This is a genomic window from Novosphingobium sediminicola (assembly GCF_014196525.1).
In the GTDB taxonomy this organism is placed as follows: Bacteria; Pseudomonadota; Alphaproteobacteria; order Sphingomonadales; family Sphingomonadaceae; genus Novosphingobium; species Novosphingobium sediminicola.
On the sequence record NZ_JACIDX010000007.1, the window covers coordinates 208,495 to 226,713 of the forward strand.

Consider the following 18,219-nt stretch of genomic DNA (forward strand, 5'->3'; position numbering starts at 1 on the left):
ATGTAAATCGGGAGAGTGTCTTGCAGATCTCGCGCATGACTCTGGCTGCGGCGTTGGCTGTGCAAATGGCCGCGCCGCTTTGCGCGCAAACCGCGCCCGATGCAAAGCCCGACCTTCAATCGCTGTTCAATGCCGCCACCGATGCATGGGTGGCCAATGATTGCGTCAAGGCTCTGCCGATCTTTGCGCAACTGTCCGCCGATCCGCGTATCAAACCGGGCAGTTTGCCCTATGCGGCGGTTGCCGTGCGGCGCGGCGATTGCCTGATCGCCACGGGCGAAACCGCGCAGGGCGAGGTCTTGGTGCAGCAGGGCCTGCCCCAACTGACCAAGGCGGGCGATGATTTTGCCAATGAAGTGGTGCGGGTCGAACAAAGGCTGGGCAATCTGGCTGCGGCGCGATGGGATCATGATACGGCGCTGGGTCATTACCGCGCCGCGCTGGCGCTGCTGAAAGGCGAGGATCGCTCGCAGACGTTGATGTGGCTGGCGCAACTGACCAGTTTTGACGGTGACAATCAGGCGCTTGATGCGGTGGAGGAAGGTTATGCGCTGGCATCGGCCGGGGCCAAGCCGGACAAGCATGCGCAGGCGATGTGGCAGATGATGAAGGGCCGCATCCTGCTCAATCGCGGCCGGGCAAAGGATGGGCGCGCGGCGCTCGAACTGGCGCTCAAGCTGACCGAGACCCGCCATGATCGCCTGTCGGTCGAGGAAACCCTGTTGCGTGCCGATCTTGCGCAGGCGGCCATGCTGACACGGGACCGTGAGTCGGCCTATCGCTATATGGCCGAATCCGGCGCGGGGCGGCTGGCAAAATCGCCCTTTACCAAGGCGGCACAGATGGAGCCCCCGATGTGCGGCCCCGACACCGGGCTGGAGCCGGAGGACCGCGCCGTGGTTGAATTCAGCATTGACGATTCCGGGCAGGTGGACAGCGCGCGCACCGTCTATGCCAATGGCTCCTATGCCAAGGCGGCGGCTTTTGCCCGTGCGGTTCGGCAATGGGCATGGCCGCGCGAAGAGGCCGCGCTCATCCCTGATTTCTTTCGCGCCGCCACGCGGGTCGAGATCGTCTGCACCCGCGCCGAGGGCACGGGCGGTGTTTCGCCGCGCAACCCGCTGATGGCCCGGTTTGCCCAATGGGCGCAGGCGGTCGAAACCAACCTTGGGTCATGGCCGCAATGGCTCGCTGGGGCCGAGGCGGCGCAAAAGGCGGGCAAGGCCGATACCGAACTGGCCGCCCGCGTGGGGCTGGCTCTGGTCGATCTGCGCGGGGCGCAGGACCGGGAGGCCTCGATCGAGCGGGGGCTGGCGCTGGCGCGGGGCGGCTTTCCAGGCATTCCGGCCGAGGCAGCGCATGCCGCGCTGGTTCTGCTTGAATCCTCGCGGCCTAATAAGAGCCTCCGAGGGATGGATGATGAACAGGCGGCCGTGGACCGTATGCTGAAGCTGGCCGAGGACGCGGCGATGGCGCAGGATGCATTGGCGCAGGACACCGCGTTGCTGTTGGCCGCGCCACGCCGCCCGCGCGTCGGTCAGGGAGGGCGCGGCTATGCCGCGCTGTTGCGCGTGGCGCAGGATCAGCGGCTGGCCGAACATCACCCCCTGCGCCAGTTCGCGCAATTGCGGCTGGCCAATGAGGCGGCCCGCAGCGGGGATCTGGACAAGGCGGCGCAGTGGTTTGCCGCCACCGGCCTGACGCAGGAGCAATGCGCGATGATCGGTCCGCGCCCGGCGGTGACCAATACCAACAGCTGGCCGTCCCACTTTCCGAATGAGGCGCTGCGCTATGGTTTCGAGGGCTGGGCGCGCACCGAATTCGACATTCAGGCCGATGGCAATACCGCACAGGTCCGCACCGTGATCGCTTATCCGCCCTTTGTCTTTACCGAGGCGGCGCGCGAGATGTTTACCGGGGTGCGTTATCAGTCCAGCTATCGCCCCGAACGCGGCCCGGCATGCAGCGCCAGCAGCGATTTCGTGCGCTTCATCATCCCGGGCAATACGAACACGGTCAAGGTGATCAAGGCCAAGAGTTGAGGATCGTACAGCGGGTTCAAAGCGGGCGAGGAGGGCGCGCCATCGGGCGCAGCAGGGCGTCGCCCGCCATCGCCAGCACATTGCCCGCCCAGAACAGCAGCACCGCGCCCATCGCAACGGCCATTTCCCATGGAGAGCCGGGATGGGTCGGCAAGGTATGGCGCCCGATAAAGAGCAGCCGCACCAACCCTGCCGCCAAGGCCAGCAATGCAAGCCCGGTCAGCCGCAGGGCGCGATCAGCGCGTGGGCCGGGGGCGGGTTTCAAGAGGCGATAGATGGGCGACATGGAACGTTCCTGCCTTGAGCACGATCCGTCCTACCCCCCAAGCGCGTTAAGCCTCCACGCGAAGCTGGGGGGATCGCGTGAAGTTTGCGTAAAACCCGCCCGCGTGGCCGATGCGCAAAAAGACGGGCGACCTTGCGGGCCGCCCGTCCAGGATGGGGGTCTTTTCTCTTTATAGCACGAGGGAGTCTGCACCTCGTGTGGGGGACTAGCGTTTAGAAGGTGATCTGCACCTCGCCGCCGAAGGTGCGGGGCGGGTTGAAGTTGCCATAGTCGCCCAGCACCGCATCATTCGCGCCCGAGCGGCGATAGATGTAGGTGGTGTTGAACAAGTTGCGGCTCCACACCGAGAAGGTCGCCTTGGTCGCGCCGCTCATCGGCACCGAGGCCAGAGCGATGCGGCCATTGACCACAAAGCTGGCGTCGGTCTTCACCGCTTCGTTCTGGAAGCTGTACTGCGACTGGGCATAGTTGGCGTCCAGATGCACGCGCACCTCGCTGCCGTTGGCGTTCACCGGCATCACGTAATCGGCATAGGCCGAGGCGGCATTGCGCGGCGTATAGACCACATAGACCTGATACAGCGCATTGTTCAGGAACGGATTGGCCGTGGGCGGAACGAAGGTGTAGGTATAGGCATAGGACGCACCCAGCGTGACGCCTTCGGCCGGCTTGACGGTCAGGTCGGCCTCGATCCCGCGGATCTTGGACGTGCCCGGCGCATTGCGGGTTTCCTCGGTGTGCAGGTTGAAGGTCGGGCTCAACGGATTGGTGTCGACATTGTCGAAGTCGGTCTGGGTGCCGGTGCGGTCCATCATGTAACCCGCCAGATTCAGGCGGACGTGATGGTCCATCAGGTCCATCTTGGTGCCGATTTCATACGAGCGGACGACTTCGGGGCCAAACGAGTTGAACGTCTGCGAACGGTCATTGGCGCCGCCGGCGCGATAGCCGGTCGAGTATTTGGCATAGAGGTTGACGTTGCGCGTCAGCTCATAGGCGGCAACGGCAAGCGGGTCGAAGCGGCTGACGCTTTCGTTGAACAGGAAGTTCGTCGAAACGCCCTGCACCATGTACAGCGTGCCGTTGCGCTTTTCATTGGTATAGCGGCCGCCCAGCGTCAGGTGAAATTTGTTGTCCAGCCATTCGGGCGTATAGGTCATCTGGCCAAAGGCGGCATAGCTCTTGGCATAGGCCTGGCTGGCGCGCTGCAGGAACTGCTGGCCGATGGCCCAGCCTTGGTTGGACGAGGTGACCGTGCCCGAAACCGTTTCGCTGTTGATCGTATAGCCGGTGCCGTCCAGGTTCCAGGTGTTCGACGAAGGGGTCGAGGCCTGTTCCTGCGCGCGCTCGTTGAAGTAATAGGCGCCCAGCACATATTCGACCTGCGGGATGCTGCCCACCAGTTGCAGTTCCTGACTGAACTGGCGCTGGTTCAGGTAAGACAGGCTGTAGCGGCTGAAGCCGGTGTTGGGGGCAAAGATCGTGCGCGCGGCGCCGCCCGAATTGTCCCACTGTTCGGTCGAAACGCGGCGCCATGCCGTGATCGAGCGCAGCTCCATGCCGGGCATCAGCTTATAGTTCAGATGCAGCGAGGTGCCTTCGGTGCGGTCAACGCTGGGCTGCTGGGGCACGCCGATCGGGGCGACCGAGAGGCGGCTGCCGCCGGTGGGCGTGACCAGCGAGGAAAGCGGCGCGATGCAGGACGAGCAGGCCGTGGTGGTGCCGGGCGATGCCAGATAATATTTGTTGGTGGTGCTGTTCAGCACATACTGGCCAACGGTGCGGCCCTGTGGGTTGTAGTTGATCAGCTGGCTGAAATTGGGCGTGTTTTCGTCGCGGCCCTTGTCATAGGACAGCAAGGCCGTGAAACCCTGAACCGGGGTCCACTTGGCGCTGATGCGGCCGCCCACGCGCTCATACTGGTTCCACCCGGCTTGTCCGGCCAGCGGGTTCTTGACGGTGGCGTCCTGATGTTGTTCCACCGCGTCGATCTTGACCGCGATATTGTTGAATTCGGGCAGGTCCAGATGGCCTTCGGCGGTGTGGCTGCCGTAATTGCCCACGCCTGCCGAGAAGCGGCCGCCAAACTGGCCGCTGGGGTCGCGCGTCACGATGCTGACGGCGCCGCCTTCGGTGTTGCGGCCAAACAGGGTGCCCTGCGGACCTTTCAGCACTTCGATGCGCGAAACGTCGAACAGCGCGGCGTTCAGGCCCTGCGAGCGGGCGAGGTACACGCCGTCGATATAGACGCCGACGCCGGTGTCGCGGGCGGTCTGGTTCTGGTCAAACGGCACGATGCCGCGGATGCCGACCGTCAGCGCCGACTGGCGCGCCTCAAACGTGGCCACGCGCAGCGAGGGCACACCGCCATCGGCAAGGTCGATCAGGCTCTGAACATGGCGGTCCTTGATGACCTGCTCGCTGACCACCGAGATGGCCACCGGGGTCTTCTGCAGGTTCGTCTCGCGCTTGGTGGCGGTCACGACAATGTCGGTCAGTCCGGTGCCGTTGCCTTCCGCCGGGGCGGCGTCTGCGGCATGAGCAACGCCCGCATTCATCAGCACAAGCGCGCTCAGCGGCAGGGCGAGAAGGGCCTTGGAATGTTTCACCTGATATTCCTCCGAGGGGTGCGACCGGGTTGGAGAGGGTGGCCGCTGTTGGCAGTAACTTTAGTTAATTGGTAAGTTACAGCGCCCTCTATCCATCGATGTTTGCACTTTTGTGACGATTCGGACGCATTCTTCGCGGGCACGTTCCCGGTGTTGCATCTGGGTGTCCCGGATTGACGCCTTGGATTGACTGGGCAGAAATTCGTGCCAAGGAAGAGGGCCTGTCCCGCAACATCTGAAAGGAGCCGGGTTTGACCCGTTCGCGTTCCGGTCTGGTTCTGGCCGTGATGCGCAGCCTGATGGCAGCCCTGTTTGCGGTGTGGCTCTGGCTGGCGCCGCATCATCATGCACAGGGGGGGCTGGAAACGGTCTGGCTGTTTGGCGCTTATCTGGTCTTTGCGCTGGTGATGCTGGCGGTGGCGGCGCAAAGCTGGTGGTATGATTTCCGGCTGGCGCGGGCCGCCTTTGCGGTTGATGTCGCCACCTTCCTTGTCGGCCTCTATCTGACCGAGGCGGTGACGCTGGATTTCTTCAGCTCCTTCATGGCCTTCTTCGCCTTTCTGATGCTCAATTCGGCCACGCGGTGGAGCAGGCGCAGCATCCTGATGATCGCGGTGGGGCTGGCGGCCTGTTTTCTGCTGGCGGGGCTGCTGGTCGAATGGGGCGAGTTTCATTTCGACACGACCAAATTCATCCGCCGCTTCAGCACGCTGGCCCTGCTCTCGCTGATGCTGGGCTGGTTTGCGTTTAACCGGCAGAGCGTGCCGGTGGCGCGTTATATAAAGCCCGATCCGGCGCAGGAGCCGCTGGCCGGGGTGCTGGAGTATGCGATGGGAGCCTATGGCGCGGCCGGGGGCGCTATCGCATGGGCGGCGCAGGGCGAAACGCGGCCTGTGATCCGCATGGCCGGGACGGTGGCGGATGGGCTGAAACTGGCCGCTGTGGACGCGCCTTTGCTGGCTGGGGGGATGGTGTTCGACTATCCGCGCAGCCGGGCGCTGGGGCTGAATGACCAGGATCGCATGGTGGCTATGGCGCCTGCGCCGCTGGGCGGGCTGATCGCGGGCTTCGCCGGAGCGCAGGGCCTGTCCTTGCCGATTGTCGGGCGCACCGGGCGCGGGCAATTGGTGCTGACGGGCATAGCGGGCCTCAATTGCGATGACCTCTTCGCGGCCAAAAGCGTGGTGCGCGAGATTGCCGCCGCGATGGATGAAGAGGAAACCGAGGCCATGGCGCGCGAACTGGCCATGTCGCGCCTGCGCACCCAGATTGCCGCCGATCTGCATGACAGCGTGGTGCAAACTCTGGCCGGGGCGAAATTCCGGCTGGAGGCTTTGCGCTACAAACTGGCGCAGGGCATGGCCGCGCCTGATGACATCGACCTGCTCTGCGCCGGGTTGGCGGACGAACAGAGCCATGTGCGCGCCATCATCGAGCGCCTGCGTCAGGGCCAGATTCAGCCGGGCCGGCGCGATCTGATGCAGGAATTGCCCCCGCTGGCCGATCAGCTTTGCGCGCAATGGCTGGTGGCTGTCTCGGTGGTGGGCGAGGGGCCGGTCATCGTGCCCACCGCGCTCAATTTCGAGATCCAGCAGATCCTGCGCGAGGCCACCGCCAATGCAGCCCGCCATGGCGGGGCGCGCCATGTCCGCGTTGAACTGGGCATGGCCTGGGGGCGGTTGATCATGGCCATTCTTGATGACGGCAGCGGTTTTGCCCCCGATGCGCAGAGCGGCCCGCCGCAATCCATCGCCGCGCGCGTGGCAAGGCTGGGAGGGGACTTGACCGTGGGGACGATCCACGGGCAAACGCGCGTGCTTGTAACCTTGCCGATGGAGCATGCCGGATGACCCGGATCGTCATTGCCGATGATCACGCCTTTTTGCGCGCCGGGCTGGAGCAGGTGCTGGGCGGTCTGGGTTTTACGATTGTCGGCTCGGTGGGCGATGGCGATGCGGCGTTGGCGGCGGTGGCCGATGTCGATCCCGATCTGCTGATTGTCGATCTGCGGATGCCGGGGCGCAATGGGGTGGCGGTGATCGAGGCTTTGCGCGCAGAAGGCGATAGGCGGCCTGTGCTGATGCTGGCGGCCGAGATCGACGATGCCAGTCTGGTCTCCGCGATCCGGCTGGGGGTCAATGGCATCCTGATGAAGGACAGCGATGCTGCGGCGTTGAAACAGGCCATCGACACGGTGATGTCGGGCGCGCGGGCGATCTCCATGCCGATGATGGAGCGGGCCTTCATGCTGGCTTCAAAGCCGTCTGCAACAAGCCCGCTCGATGCTTTGTCAGAGCGGGACCGGCGGATCGTCGAAGGCGTGGCCGCGGGGCTGCGCAACCGCGAAATTGCTGAGAATCTGGCCATTTCCGAAGGGTCGGTAAAGGTCTATCTCCACCGCATCTTCGACCGGCTGAATGTGGGCAACCGCACCGAACTGGCGCTGCTGGTGCGTGCGGGGCATGGCCAGCACGGGGCTGCATCCTGACATTCTAAATTTGTCATTTGCGGCGATTTGCAGGGCCGCCGCCGGGGACCGTCATCCAACTGTCATGCGCGCTTCCTACCCGCCGACTATCACGAGCGGCAGGATCGGACTGTCCGCCAGACAGGACATCACATTATGACCATGACGAAATGGGCGGGCGCGGGCATGGCGCTGATCGCGGCGATGGCGGCAACCTCCGGTCAGGCGCAAACCCGCGTGCATTACAGCGTGACCGACAAGATCGCCGGGGCCGACGGCGGCTGGGATTATGCGCGGGTCGATGCTCCGCGCGGCGTGCTGTATGTCGCGCGCAGCAATGCGGTGATGGGTCTCGATCTGGCCACGCGCAAGGTGACCGATGCGGTGACCAGCGCCGAGGGCGGGCATCAGGTGATCCTGATCGACGATGGCGCCACTCTGGTGGAAACCGACGGCAAGAGTGGCCTGACCCGCTTTGTTGAAGTGGCCACCGGCAAGGTGATCGCGCAGGTGCCCAGCGGCAAGAAGCCCGATGCGGCCTTCTATGATGCCGCCACCGGCAAGATCGCGGTGTTCAGCCCCGGCAATGACACGATCACCAGTATTGATGCCAAGACCTATGCGGTGACCGGGACGATGAAGCTGGCGGGCGGGCTGGAATTTGCGGTCAGCAACGGGCGCGGCGGGGCCTTTGTCAATCTTGAGGACGAGAACAAGATTGCCGAAGTCGACCTGAAGGCGGGCCGCTTGCTGCGCAAGATTGCCATGCCCGGTTGCGTCGGCCCCACGGGCCTGGCGATGGTCGCCGGTGGCAAGCGCCTGATTTCGGCCTGCGCCAATGGCGTAGCGGTGGTGGCCGATGTGGCCAGCGGCAAGGCGGTGGCCAAGCTGCCGATCGGCAAGGATGCCGATGCGGTGATCGCGGACGAGGCGCGCGGACTGGCCTTCATTCCCTGCGGCGGCAGCGGCACGCTGGTCGCGCTCGACATTCGCCGCCCCGATCACGTCACCGTGGCGCAGGTCATCCCCACCCAGATCGGCGCCAAGACCGGCGCAGTGGACCCGCGCGACGGCCGGGTCTATTTGCCCGCTGCCACGCTGGCCGCGCCCGAGGCCGGGGCCAAGCGCGGCAAGCCGGTGCCGGGCAGCTTTGTCATTCTGGTCGTTTCGCCCAAAGCCTGAAGAGGGAATTTGCGATGATGAAAGCCATTCTGAGCGCAGCCTTGCTGATGCTGGCCATTCCTGATGCGGGTATGGCGCAAGCCGCGCCTAAGTCGCTGCAATATCTGGACGGCGCTCTGTTTCAGCCGGTGCTGATCCTGCCCGCGCCGGTGGCCAAGGATATGTCGGCCAACGCGCGCGAACTGGCCGCCTTGCACCAGTTGATCGCCACGGCCAGCCCTCAGCGCTTGAAGCAGGCCTATGAGGATGCGATCCACGAAGATCCGGCGATCTTTAACGAAACGCTGGGCCTCGATTTGAAAAAGCTGCCCGCGACGTGGGAATTGCTGGAAATCGTCAACCATGAATCCGCCATCGTCGCCAGCATCGCCAAGGAGCATTTCCATCGCATGCGCCCCTACAGCGCGGACGCCTCGCTGCCTTTCTGTGAAGGCAAGGCCGATCCGGCCAAACCTGCCTATCGCTCCTATCCCTCGGGTCATTCGACGCTGGGCTATGCGGTGGGCGTGGCGCTGGCGCGGCTGTTACCGGACCGGGCGGGCAAGATCATGGGCCGCGCGCAGGATTATGCGATGAGCCGCGAATATTGCGGCGCGCATTATGCCAGCGACATTCAGGCCAGCGAGGTGATCGGCACGCTGGCGGCAACGTTGCTGCTGAACGATCCGCGTCTGGCCGACAAGGTGGCGGCGGCGCGGGCCGAACTGAGCAAGATCTGATGGTCATTCGGGCCTGCTGTCTGCCAAAGGTGAGCGGCAGGCCCGGCATGTGTAAATCTGCCTAATACGAAAGCATAGGTGGTTTTCTCTATTTTGCTCGATTGCCGATCTGCAATATATCAAAATATGCTGTGCTAAATCATCCATGTCTGAGTGGATGAAAGGCATGGCCTTGCTGCGGTATCTTCATAATATTCTGAATAGTCAGGGTTATGCCCCGCATGGCTTTTGCCTGCTGTGGCAACCGGAACTGATCTGGACTCATGTGATGGCCGATGCGATCACCGCGCTGGCCTATTTCACCATACCGATCGCGCTGGTCATGCTGGTGCGCAGGCGGGGCGATATTGCCTTCAGCTGGGTGTTCATCTGCTTTGCGGTGTTCATTCTGGCCTGCGGGGCCACGCATGTCATTTCGATCATCACGCTGTGGTATCCGATTTACGGCATTCAGGCGCTGGTCAAGGCGCTGACCGCGGTGGTCTCGGTGGCGACGGCGGCCGCGCTCTGGCCGCTCATGCCCAAGCTGTTGGCGATTCCATCGCCTACCCAATTGCGGCTGGCCAATGAGGCGCTGGCCGCGCGCGTGTTGGAGCGCGATGCGGCCATCGAGCAATTGCAGGCCGAAATCGCCGAGCGCAAAAGCATTCAGGCCCAATTGGCCGAGCAGAGTCGCGAACTCGACGTGGCCCGGTCGGTGGCCGAGAGCGCCAGTCAGGCCAAGTCGAACTTTCTGGCCAATATGAGCCATGAATTGCGCACGCCGCTTAATGCCGTGATGGGCTATGCCCAATTGATGATGCGCGAAAAGAGCATCGAGGAGCGCCACCAGCACGCCGCCCGCACCATCCATGACAGCGGCCAGCATCTGCTCACGCTCATCAATGACATTCTCGATCTGTCCAAGATCGAGGCGGGCAAGCTGGAGCTTTACCCCACCAGCATCGACCTGCGCGGCTTTCTGAAAGGGATTGCGGCGATCATGCGCGTGCGGACCGAGGAAAAGGCGCTGGATTTCATCTGCGACTTTGCCCCCGATCTGCCCGATTTCGTGCTGGCCGATGAAAAGCGGTTGCGACAGGTGCTGCTCAATCTGTTGGGCAATGCGGTCAAATTCACCGACCGGGGCCGGGTGACGCTGGGCGTCAGCGTATTGATGACAAGCGGGCAGAATGTGCGGCTCAGTTTCTCGGTGCGCGACACCGGGGTGGGAATTGCCGAGCAGGAATTGCCCACGATCTTCAAGCCCTTTGAACAGGTGGGCGCCAATGACAAGCGTTCGGGCGGCACCGGCCTTGGCCTGTCGATCAGCCGCCAGTTGATCGAATTGATGGACAGCGCGCTCAAGGTGGAAAGCGTGGTGGGCGAGGGCAGCCTGTTCTGGTTCGACCTTGATCTGGCCATTTCTCATCGACAATCGGGCGCCGAGGTCAATTCGGCCGAATGCACCGGCTATCGCGGGGATCGGCGTCGGATTCTGATCGTCGATGATATTACTGCCAACCGTGAAGTGCTGGCCGCGCTGCTGGTCGATCTGGGCTTTAATGTCGAACAGGCGCCCAATGCGCAGGAAGGCATCGCGCAGGCTATCACCTCGCCGCCCGATCTTATCATGATGGATATTCGCATGCCGGGCATGGATGGGCTGGAGGCGATACAGGCGCTGGGCGAACACAAGGAGGTGCGCCATGTGCCGATCATCGCGGTATCCTCGGGCATTTCGCCCCAGCATCAGGCCGCCGCGCTGGCTGCGGGTGCGCGCTCCTTTTTGCCCAAGCCGCTGGACCGGGCCGAGATGATCCGGCTGGTGGGCGAGGCGATCGGGGTGGAATGGACCATCGAACAGGCCGAGGCGAAGGAAGAGGCGATGACCGTACCGCCCGCCGATACGCTGGGCGCGCTGCACGCGGCAGCGGCGGCGGGCAATATGCGCGCGGTGCGCGGCGAGGCCGAGCGGATTGCCGCTCTCGATACCGCCTATCGCGCCTTTGCCGAAACGATCACCCGCATGGCGCGCGCGTTTCAGTCGCAGGCGCTGCTCGCTCTGGTTGAGGCCAGCATGGAGGCGCGGGCATGAACGATATGTCGGGCGCCTTTGTCGCCGATGCCGGTGCGGTGGTTCAGACCATTCTGGTGGTGGATGACAATCCGGTCAATCTGGGCGTGGTGGGCGAGCATCTGGAGGATAACGACTATAATGTCACCGTCGCGCAGGACGGGATGGAGGGCCTGAGACGCGCCGAATTGGGCCAGCCCGATCTGATCCTGCTGGACGTCATGATGCCGGGCATCGACGGCTTCGAAACCTGTCGCCGGTTGAAGGCCAATCCGGCCACCTGCGACATTCCCGTCATCTTCATGACCGCTCTGACCGATGTGACCGACAAGATGTCGGCCTTTCAGGCGGGCGGGGTCGATTATATCAGCAAGCCGTTTCAGACCGAGGAACTGCTGGCCCGCGTGCGCACCCATCTGGCCCTGCGCGAGGCGCAGCGGCAGATGGCGCGCAAGAACGCGCTGTTGCAAAGCGAAATTCGCGCCCGCCATGAGGCCGAAATCAGCCGCCAGCAATCCGAGCAGAGCTATCGTCGCCTGTTCGAGACCGCCCATGACGGGCTGCTGCTGCTGGACGCGGCCAGCGGACGGGTGATCGATGCCAATCCGGCGCTGGTGGCGATGCTGGGCCATGATCGCGATGCCATTCTGGGTCGGCTGTTCTGGGAATTGCCGTGCTTTGCCGAAATCCCGGCCGCCCGCGCGGCGGTGGAGGATTTGTCCCGGCGCGAAACGGTCAAATATGACGATTGGGAATTGCAGAAAACCACCGGGGCGCCGCTCCATGTCGAGGTGATCGGGCGGCGTTATCGCAATGAGCATCAGACGGTGATCCAATACAACATCCGCGACACCAGCGACCGCAAGGAGGCCGAGGCCCGCATCCGCTATATGGCGCTGCACGATGCGCTGACGGGCCTGCCCAACCGCACGCTGTTGACCGACCGGCTGGGCCATGCCGTAGCGCAGGCCCGCCGCTGCGGCCAGAAGGTGGCGGTGATGATGCTCGATCTGGACCATTTCAAGCATATCAACGATTCGCTGGGCCATCATGTGGGCGACATGCTGTTGCAGACCGTGGCCGACCGGTTGCGGGCATGTCTGCGCGAATGCGATACGGCGGCGCGGCTGGGGGGCGATGAATTCGTCATCCTGCTGGGCGATGTCGATAATGCGAATGATGTCGATGTGGTCGCGGCCAAAGTGCTGCACGCGCTCAAAAGCTCGTTTATGATTGAGCAGCATCAGTTGCATATCGGCGGCAGCATCGGCGTCAGCACATTTCCGCAGGATGGCGAAGACCCTGGCAAGCTGCTGCGCGCGGCCGACACCGCGATGTATGACGCCAAGGGCAGCGGGCGGGGCATCCATCGCCATTTTACCTCCGCGATGAACGAGGCCACGATGCGGTGGCAGGAACTGGCCAATGATATTCATCAGGCCTGCGTCAACGAAGAGTTCACGCTCCATTATCAGCCCCAGATCGCGCTGGACGGCTATTATATCACCGGGGTCGAGGCGCTGCTGCGCTGGAACCATCCGGTTCAGGGGCTGGTGCTGCCATCGGTTTTCGTGCCGCTGCTCGAAGAACTGGGGCTGATCGTCGAGGTGGGCGAATGGGCGCTGGTGCAGGCGTGCCGGCAGAATGTGGCTTGGCAGCAGGCCGGGCATCCGCCGATCCGCATGGCGGTCAACCTGTCGGCCCAGCAATTCTATCGCGGCGATATTGTCAAAAGCGTGAAGCGCGCGCTGGAGGTTTCGGGCATGGATCCGCAATGGCTCGAACTGGAGCTGACCGAGAGCCTGACGCTGGACGATACCGAGGTGACGATCCAGATCATGAACGATCTCAAGGCGCTGGGCGTGACGCTCTCGCTTGATGATTTCGGCACTGGCTGGTCCTCGCTGTCCTATCTGCGCCGTTTCCCGCTCGACCGGATCAAGATCGACCGCACCTTTATGAGCGAAGTGGCCACCGAGCCCAATGCTGCGGCCGTTGTGCAGGGCATCCTTTCGCTGGCGCAGAATTTGGGCCTTGGCTGTGTGGCCGAAGGGGTCGAAAGCCGCGAGCAGCTTGATTATCTCAAGCGTCAGATCTGTTCGGAGATGCAGGGTTTCCTCTTTAGCCGCCCGCTGGCGCCCGATGATGTGGCCAGCGTGCTGACCCATGCAATGGGCCCCCGCTTCATTGAGGAAGGCTGGCCCGGTCAGGACTGAGTCTGCCCCTCGCGCGCCTTATGATTTCCCCCCGACTGCGTGACTTTACGCAGTCCCACCCAAAGCAACCATCTACACGCTTTTGCTAAACCTGCCTGACGCAAGGGCATTCTGGTTGACCCTTGGCAGGGCAGGGTTTGGCGATGGCGATTTTGGTACGACTGGCACCGCAGGTCACGTTGCAAACGGTTTCTGCTGCGCATGAGGCGCTGTGCGAGGCCTTTCTGGCGGGGCAGGATGTCGATCTGGACGTTGATCGTCTGGAGGAAGGCGATCTGGGCGTGGTGCAACTGATCCTTGCCGCACGGACCGAGGCCGAGGCCAACCATCGCCAGTTTCGCCTGACCGCGCCTGCCAATCCGGTGCTGATCTCGCTGCTGGCCCGCACCGGGCTCTATCCCCAGACCCATGCCGATATCGATTTCTGGTTCCACGGAGTTATCCCCGCATGAGCGCGTCCATTCTTACCGTTGATGATTCCTCCAGCCTGCGCATGGCGGTGCGCATCGCGCTGACGGGGGCGGGCTATACCGTCACCGAGGCGGGCGACGGCATGGAAGGATTGACCAAGGCAGGCGCCCAGCGTTTCGACATGATCATCACCGACCTGAACATGCCGCGCATGGACGGGCTGACCATGATCCGCGAAATCCGCAAGAGCGGCAAGCAGACCGGCGTACCCATCATCTTTCTGACCACGGAAAGCGATGATGGCGTCAAGGGACAGGCCAAGGCGGCAGGCGCGACGGGCTGGCTGGTCAAACCGTTTAACGCCGATCAACTGGTCAAGATCGCCCGCAAGGTTCTTGGCCGATGAGCGAGGATGATCCGGTAGCCGCCTTTCGGGTGGAGGCAGCAGAACTGCTCGATTCTGTCGAGGCGGCGCTGCTCGATCTGGCCGGGGATTCGACCAACACCGGGCTGGTCGACGAGGTGTTTCGCGGGCTCCATACCCTTAAAGGCTCGGGTGCGATGTTCGGCTTTGAGGCGCTGGCGCGTTTCACCCACCATTGCGAAACCGCCTTTGACCGCGTGCGCAAGGGCCATGCCGAGGCCTCGCAGGCGCTGATCGGGGTTGTCCTTTCGGCGCGCGATCATATGCAGGCGCTGATCGATGTGGGCACACAGGGCGACCCGATGCTGGAGATGGCGGGGGAGGCGATCCTCTCCTCGCTGGAAAAGGCGGTGGCCAACAGCGAGGGGATGGCCATCCCCCGTGCCATGCCGACCGAGCGCAAGGGCTGGCACATTTCCTTCAAGCTCCCCCCCGGCTCGATGGCGAACGGAACCAACCCTTTGCCCTTGCTGGATGAATTGCGCGGGCTTGGCGATTGCCTGATCACGCCGCGCCTCGATGAAGTGCCGCCTCTGGCCTCTCTGGTGCCCACCGAATGCTATATTTACTGGGACATCGTGATCGAGGGCGATGTGACCTGCGAGGACATCGAGGATGTCTTCATCTTTGTCATCGACGACATGGATCTGGCGATCACCCCTCTCATCGAGGAGCCCGAAAGCGACGAGCCGGTCGAGGTTCTGCCCGTCGCCACAGTGCTGGCCGCGCCTCAGCCGGTGGCTAAAGCCGCGCCGCCCGCGCAGGAAAGCGTGCGCGTGGCCGCCGAACGTCTGGATGAATTGATGAACCGCGTGGGCGAACTGGTGATCGCCCAGAGCCGTCTGGCGCAATTGGCCGCCAGCGTCGGCCCTGTCAACGAACTCACGCTGCGCGCGGTGTCGGAGGATATCGAGCGCCTGTCGGCCGAGTTGCGCGATACGACGATGGCGATGCGGATGATGCCGGTGGGCAATCTGTTCGGCCGTTTCCGCCGCCTTGTCCACGATCTGGCGCGCGAAACGGGCAAGACCATCGAACTGGTCACGCATGGCGAGGCGACCGAGGTGGACAAGACCGTGATCGAGCGGCTGGCCGATCCGATGATCCATCTGATCCGCAATTCCTGCGACCATGGGCTGGAAACCGCCGATGACCGCGTGGCCTCGGGTAAGTCAGCCACGGGCCGCCTGACCCTCTCGGCGCGGCAGGCGGGCGGCGAGGTGTTGATCGCCATCACCGACGACGGCCGAGGCATCGACCGCGAGCGCGTGCGCGCCAAGGCCGAGGCGCAGGGGCTGATCCAGCCGGGCGCGATCCTTGGCGATGGCGAATTGTTCCAGATGATCTTTCACCCCGGATTTTCGACGGCGGCGGCGATCACCAACCTGTCGGGCCGGGGCGTGGGCATGGATGTGGTCAAGCGCAGCATCGAAAGTCTGCGCGGCACGATCGACATTGCCAGCACGCCGGGCATGGGCACGACCATGACGTTGCATCTGCCCCTCACGCTGGCGATCATCGAATGTATGTTGGTGCGCGTGGGCGAGGGGCGCTACGCGATTCCCCTGTCCGTGGTGGAGGAATGCATCGAATTGCCCGCCGCCGAGGTGACCTCGACCGCGCGGCGCAATTTCCTCGATGTGCGCGGCGAACTGGTGCCCTATCTGCGCCTGCGCGACACATTCGGCACCGATTATCCGGCGGACCTGTTCCAAAAGGTGGTGATTGTCGGGCAGGGCCGGGGCCGCGTCGGCCTGGTGGTCGATCAGATCATCGGCAATACCCAGACCGTCATCAAATCCCTGTCGCGCTTCCATGCCGGGCAGGGCAGCTTTTCGGGCGCGACGATCCTTGGCGACGGCAATGTCGCGCTGATCCTGGACGTGGGCAATCTGATCGTGGCGGCGCAAAAGAACCAGCGCCTGCTGGGCGAGAGAGCGGGGGAAGTGGCATGAGCATTCCCGAGCGTGTTTTGACCTTTGCGCTGGATGGCGAAATCTTTGCCATTGATGCGCAGGCGGTGCGCGAGATCCTTGAAGTGCCCGCGATCACCCGCGTGCCGGGCGCGCCCGGTTTTGCCAGCGGGCTTATCAATGTGCGCGGGGCGATTGTGCCTTTGACCGATCTGGCCGTGGCCTTTGGCATGGCGCACGCCGATCATGGCGAGGACACGCGCGTCATCGTCATCGAGGCCGAGGTGGAGGGCGAGCCCACCACCATCGGTCTGGTCGCGGACAAGGTGCTGGATGTGGCCGCGATGGAGGGCGTGCCGGTGGAGGAAGCGCCGCCTGTAGGCATGCGCTGGCGCGCCGATTTCATCCGCGCCATCGCCCGGCCTCAGGGGCAATTCGTGATCCTGCCCGATCTCGAACTGATCTTTGCCGAAAGTCTGGCCACGGCCACCCGTCAGGAGCGCGCAGCATGAGCGGGGTTCAGCCCGGTCTGCACCCGGTTCAGGCAGTCACCTTCAGCATCGGGGCCGAGGTCTTTGCCGTGCCGGTCGAGCAGGTGCGCGAGATCCTCGATTATCAGGAGACGTTTCGCCTGCCCGGCGCGCCCGAGCATTTTCTCGGGCTGATCGATGTGCGCGGGGTGGGCGTGCCCACCATCGACCTGCGGCTGCGCCTTGGCCTGCCGCGCGCCGAGCCGACGCCGCTGACGCGCATCCTTATCCTTGAGGTGCCGCGCGATGGCGAGGTGATCCTGCTGGGTCTGGTGATCGACCGCGCGCTGGTGGTCAGCGCCTTTGCGCGGGAAAGCATTGAAAAGGCGCCCGACATCGGCATCCGCTGGCGATCGGACTATATCACCGGGGTGATCCGGCAGGATGGCGGCTTTGTCGTGTTGATCGACATTGCCAAGGTGCTGACCAGTCAGGATGCCGCGATGATCGGTCTGTCCTCGAATGAGCCGTGGGAACGGGTGCCTTGAGCGGCCAGCCCGACCGCACACCGGCCAAAGGCTTTGGCGTCGAACCGGCCAAGGCGGCCATCGGCGACCGCCAGTTTCGCCGCGTGGCCGCCTATATTCAGGCCGAAACCGGTATCAAGATGCCCTCTACCAAGGCCCAGATGATCGAGGGCCGTCTGGTCAAGCGCGTGCGTGAGGGCGGGTTTGAGAGCATGGACGCCTATTGCGAGCATATCCTCTCGGGCTATGCCAGCGATGAGGCGGTCGATGATTTCATCAATGCCATCACCACAAACAAGACCGATTTCTTCCGCGAACCGGGCCATTTCGACTATCTGGTCCAGACGATCCTGCCCGAATTGCGCGCCCAGCGCTGCCGCCGCATCCGTTGCTGGAGCGCGGCGGCATCCAGCGGCATGGAGGCTTATACGCTGGCCATGATGCTGGATGATTTCGTGGCCGAACAACGCGATATGGATTATTTCATTCTGGCCACCGATATTGACACCAGCGTTCTGGCCGAGGCGCGGCGCGGGATCTATCCGCATGTTGCGCTAGCCCCGGTGCCGGCTCATTTGCGCGCGCGCTATGTCGTCAATGCCCGCGATCCGCAAAGGCGAGAGGGGCGCATCATCCCCGAATTGCGGCGCAAGGTGGGCTTTGCCCGGCTGAATCTGATGGACGGCCATTATCCGGTGGGCGAGCCGATGGATGTGATCTTTTGCCGCAATGTGCTGATCTATTTCGAGCGCGATGTTCAGGCCAAGGTGATCGCGCGGCTTTGCGACAATCTGCGCCCCGGAGGCCATCTGATCCTTGGCCATTCGGAATCGATCCATGGGCTCGATCTGCCGCTCACCACCGTGGCCAACACGGTGTTCAGAAAGAAGGGATAGG

15 protein-coding genes are annotated in these 18,219 nt (G+C 63.5%); 13 read left to right on the forward strand and 2 right to left on the reverse strand.

Features of this window, described 5'->3' with window-relative positions; genetic code table 11:
* Window positions 1–20: 20 nt before the first annotated feature.
* Window positions 21–2,042: an energy transducer TonB gene (locus GGR38_RS10825; protein WP_183625347.1), complete on the forward strand. Its 2,022-nt coding sequence runs from the start codon at window positions 21–23 to the stop codon at window positions 2,040–2,042.
* Between the two features lie 16 nt (window positions 2,043–2,058).
* On the opposite strand, the gene GGR38_RS10830 is transcribed toward GGR38_RS10825, so the two are convergent.
* Both GGR38_RS10830 and GGR38_RS10835 read right to left on the reverse strand, forming a co-directional pair.
* Window positions 2,059–2,328 (reverse strand): hypothetical protein, encoded by a 270-nt coding sequence (locus tag GGR38_RS10830; RefSeq protein ID WP_183625349.1) that lies wholly within the window; start codon window positions 2,326–2,328, stop codon window positions 2,059–2,061.
* Between the two features lie 212 nt (window positions 2,329–2,540).
* On the reverse strand, window positions 2,541–4,886 hold the full coding sequence (locus GGR38_RS10835) for a TonB-dependent receptor (protein ID WP_183625486.1): 2,346 nt from the start codon (window positions 4,884–4,886) through the stop codon (window positions 2,541–2,543).
* A gap of 302 nt (window positions 4,887–5,188) precedes the next feature.
* Between GGR38_RS10835 and GGR38_RS10840 the strand changes: the two genes are divergently transcribed.
* The 12 genes from GGR38_RS10840 to GGR38_RS10895 all read left to right on the forward strand — a co-directional run bounded on the left by GGR38_RS10840 (window position 5,189) and on the right by GGR38_RS10895 (window position 18,218).
* Complete coding sequence (locus tag GGR38_RS10840; RefSeq protein ID WP_246404469.1) at window positions 5,189–6,787, forward strand: sensor histidine kinase; 1,599 nt, start codon at window positions 5,189–5,191, stop codon at window positions 6,785–6,787.
* Window positions 6,784–7,425: a response regulator gene (locus tag GGR38_RS10845; protein ID WP_183625351.1), complete on the forward strand. Its 642-nt coding sequence runs from the start codon at window positions 6,784–6,786 to the stop codon at window positions 7,423–7,425. The genes GGR38_RS10840 and GGR38_RS10845 overlap by 4 nt, the downstream gene beginning before the upstream one ends.
* Window positions 7,426–7,560: 135 nt before the next feature.
* On the forward strand, window positions 7,561–8,586 hold the full coding sequence (locus tag GGR38_RS10850; protein WP_183625353.1) for a YncE family protein: 1,026 nt from the start codon (window positions 7,561–7,563) through the stop codon (window positions 8,584–8,586).
* Window positions 8,587–8,600: 14 nt separating this feature from the next.
* Window positions 8,601–9,305: a phosphatase PAP2 family protein gene (locus tag GGR38_RS10855; protein ID WP_183625355.1), complete on the forward strand. Its 705-nt coding sequence runs from the start codon at window positions 8,601–8,603 to the stop codon at window positions 9,303–9,305.
* 166 nt (window positions 9,306–9,471) lie between these two features.
* Window positions 9,472–11,382: an ATP-binding protein gene (locus tag GGR38_RS10860; RefSeq protein ID WP_183625357.1), complete on the forward strand. Its 1,911-nt coding sequence runs from the start codon at window positions 9,472–9,474 to the stop codon at window positions 11,380–11,382.
* The gene (locus tag GGR38_RS10865) at window positions 11,379–13,577 is read left to right on the forward strand and encodes a two-component system response regulator (protein ID WP_246404470.1); all 2,199 of its coding nucleotides are present in this window, start codon (window positions 11,379–11,381) and stop codon (window positions 13,575–13,577) included. Before GGR38_RS10860 ends, GGR38_RS10865 begins: the two co-directional genes overlap by 4 nt.
* A gap of 143 nt (window positions 13,578–13,720) precedes the next feature.
* Window positions 13,721–14,029: an STAS domain-containing protein gene (locus tag GGR38_RS10870; RefSeq protein WP_183625359.1), complete on the forward strand. Its 309-nt coding sequence runs from the start codon at window positions 13,721–13,723 to the stop codon at window positions 14,027–14,029.
* Window positions 14,026–14,394 (forward strand): response regulator, encoded by a 369-nt coding sequence (locus GGR38_RS10875; RefSeq protein WP_168602471.1) that lies wholly within the window; start codon window positions 14,026–14,028, stop codon window positions 14,392–14,394. The genes GGR38_RS10870 and GGR38_RS10875 overlap by 4 nt, the downstream gene beginning before the upstream one ends.
* Window positions 14,391–16,367, forward strand: a complete 1,977-nt coding sequence (locus GGR38_RS10880; RefSeq protein WP_183625361.1) for a chemotaxis protein CheA — start codon at window positions 14,391–14,393, stop codon at window positions 16,365–16,367. The genes GGR38_RS10875 and GGR38_RS10880 overlap by 4 nt, the downstream gene beginning before the upstream one ends.
* The gene (locus GGR38_RS10885) at window positions 16,364–16,837 is read left to right on the forward strand and encodes a chemotaxis protein CheW (protein ID WP_183625363.1); all 474 of its coding nucleotides are present in this window, start codon (window positions 16,364–16,366) and stop codon (window positions 16,835–16,837) included. Before GGR38_RS10880 ends, GGR38_RS10885 begins: the two co-directional genes overlap by 4 nt.
* Window positions 16,834–17,343: a chemotaxis protein CheW gene (locus GGR38_RS10890; protein ID WP_183625365.1), complete on the forward strand. Its 510-nt coding sequence runs from the start codon at window positions 16,834–16,836 to the stop codon at window positions 17,341–17,343. Before GGR38_RS10885 ends, GGR38_RS10890 begins: the two co-directional genes overlap by 4 nt.
* Entirely contained in the window at window positions 17,340–18,218 is an 879-nt protein-coding gene (locus GGR38_RS10895; RefSeq protein WP_281379395.1) for a CheR family methyltransferase, read from the forward strand. Before GGR38_RS10890 ends, GGR38_RS10895 begins: the two co-directional genes overlap by 4 nt.
* Window position 18,219 lies beyond the last annotated feature (1 nt).